We start from the raw sequence: 2,154 nt of genomic DNA on the forward strand, positions 1-2,154 counted from the left end.
ATTCTACTGAGGCTGATATGATTAAACTTTATGAAAAATTTAATGATAGAATAAAAAAATATTATTTATAATAGAAATGTTTTTTATAGAATAAAATTAAATTTAATAATCAGAATTATATAAGGTTAATAGGGTTATCGCAAAGACAGAACAATTTATAATTACACTTTTTTCATTGTGCGACATCCCTATTATTTTTTATTAAGTTTTATTCCAATGTCTTATTATCTAGCTTTAGCTTCTAAAATATTTTATCTAACTTTATCATTTTAATTCCTTGAAGAATAGTTTCTAAAGCAAAGTCTAAAATGAATATTAAAAGCTTAGTATCTTCTGGAAAGTTCACTATTAAAGTTTTGTTTCTTATTCCTGCTACTCCTCTAGTTAATATAGATTTTCTAGATATTTGGAGACAAAAGCACGATATCCCTTGTATTAAAGCATTTGCTTCTCTATGAATTATGTTTTTTGTAGCTTCAGGAACAACATCATTTTCTCTAAATCCTATTCCTCCAATTGTTATTATAAGATCAAGCTTATTAATATCAGACATTTCCTTCATTTCTTCTTCTAAGTCTTCTTGATTACTTTTCATCATTTTACTTGTTACTATCTCATGCCCCTCATTTTCTAAATACCGTTTAACTATCTTAAGCCTATGAACTTCGTTATTTGACATAATCTCATCTTTATTTCTAGCCATAACTAGTATTCCAACCCTCACCATAAACCCACCTCATTATAAACTAATTAGTAGAACTTTTCATATTATTTACTTAATATATAAATTATAACATTACTTATGCATAAAAAAATAGATAGAATATTAGGATTCTATCTATTTCTACCAAGTTCTTCATTTATTTTCTTCATCGATTCGATTTCTTGACATTTTTCTCGCAAATTACTTACTGCATTGTTATTATTACTATTGTTGTTATTATTATTCATAGCTGCAAAATTAAACATAAACATTAATTCTACTTCTTCCTCTTCAACCATTTCTAATATTCTTATATTTATTTCTTCCCTTAACTCTTCATACTTAATAAAATTCATTTCATTTGTATAAAAGTACATAAATACTCCATATCCCATATTTGACAAATCATTAAAACTTACTATTATTAGGTCCTTATCTATCTTTTCATGGTTATTTAAATATTCTTTTATCTTATCTAAAAGACTCCTAATTTTCTTAATAGGTGTATTAGATTTAATGGTAAATTTAAAGTGAATCCTTCTAAGTTTTCTTTCACTCCAATTTATTATTTCCTCATTTGCAAGCTTTGAATTTGGAATAGTTGCAACTGACATGGTAAAGGTTCTAACTTTAGTGCTCCTAAAAGTTATATCTTCAACTATTCCTTCAATTTGAGGAGTTTGTATCCAATCTCCTATAGCAAAAGGTCTATCTAATACAATAATCATTCCACCAAAAAGATTGGAAAATGCATCTTGAGCCATAAGGGCAAAAGCTACTCCACTAATACCAAGCCCAGCAATAAACCCTGTAAATCCAAATTCTCTAGCAATACAGCTTATCCCGATTATCACAATTAAAAGTCTTATTACTATTGAAACAAATGGAAATACAATATCATTCTTTTTTAACTTGCTATATAATAATGAATTTTCTAAAGTTAAATTATAAAAGAAATAACATATAGCTATTACTATAAAAAGCCTCTTAATTTTATCACTAGTAAGTGAATTAAAGTTTAATCCATCAAAATCAATAATTATTAGGGAAGCATAAACTGCATATAAGGTTATATATAACTTAATAGGTTTTTCTAAAGACCAAGCTAAACTATCATCTGCTAAATTTTTAGTCCTTTTAGCTAATCTAATAATATAATCAAATATTCTAGTTATTACATATCTGTTGAATACAAAAGATATAAGTATTATCATAAATGCTGCTACATATTTACTTATACTTATTTTAATTAATGTATTTATAACCTCCTCTAATATATCCATATCTACTCCTTAACTGCATCTATTCTTCCTTTCTTATAACTATTATTTTACTCTATCTTTTTTCTTTTATTCTTTAACTATCTAATGCATTTCTTAAGTCTTTTATAAATTCTAATAAATTATCTTTATTTCTTAATCTCTTAACTACCAAACTTCTAACTATTATCC

Annotated in this window: 2 protein-coding genes; both read right to left on the reverse strand. The window is 25.4% G+C overall.

Translation table 11 applies throughout. The features are described 5' to 3' along the window. Positions 1-241: 241 nt before the first annotated feature. Entirely contained in the window at positions 242-727 is a 486-nt protein-coding gene (locus E6248_RS15575) for a molybdopterin-binding protein (RefSeq protein ID WP_316341681.1), read from the reverse strand. Positions 728-834: 107 nt separating this feature from the next. Then, complete coding sequence (locus E6248_RS15580) at positions 835-1,986, reverse strand: mechanosensitive ion channel family protein (RefSeq protein WP_316341682.1); 1,152 nt, start codon at positions 1,984-1,986, stop codon at positions 835-837. Positions 1,987-2,154 lie beyond the last annotated feature (168 nt).

It is taken from the genome of Clostridium sp. (assembly GCF_032552055.1).
In the GTDB taxonomy this organism is placed as follows: domain Bacteria; phylum Bacillota; class Clostridia; order Clostridiales; family Clostridiaceae; genus Clostridium.

Bases quoted from the DNA above. Each gene is read 5' to 3' on its own strand.
- E6248_RS15575 (WP_316341681.1), bottom strand. From the start codon at position 727: ATGGTGAGGGTTGGAATACTAGTTATGGCTAGAAATAAAGATGAGATT.
- E6248_RS15580 (WP_316341682.1), bottom strand. From the start codon at position 1,986: ATGGATATATTAGAGGAGGTTATAAATACATTAATTAAAATAAGTATA.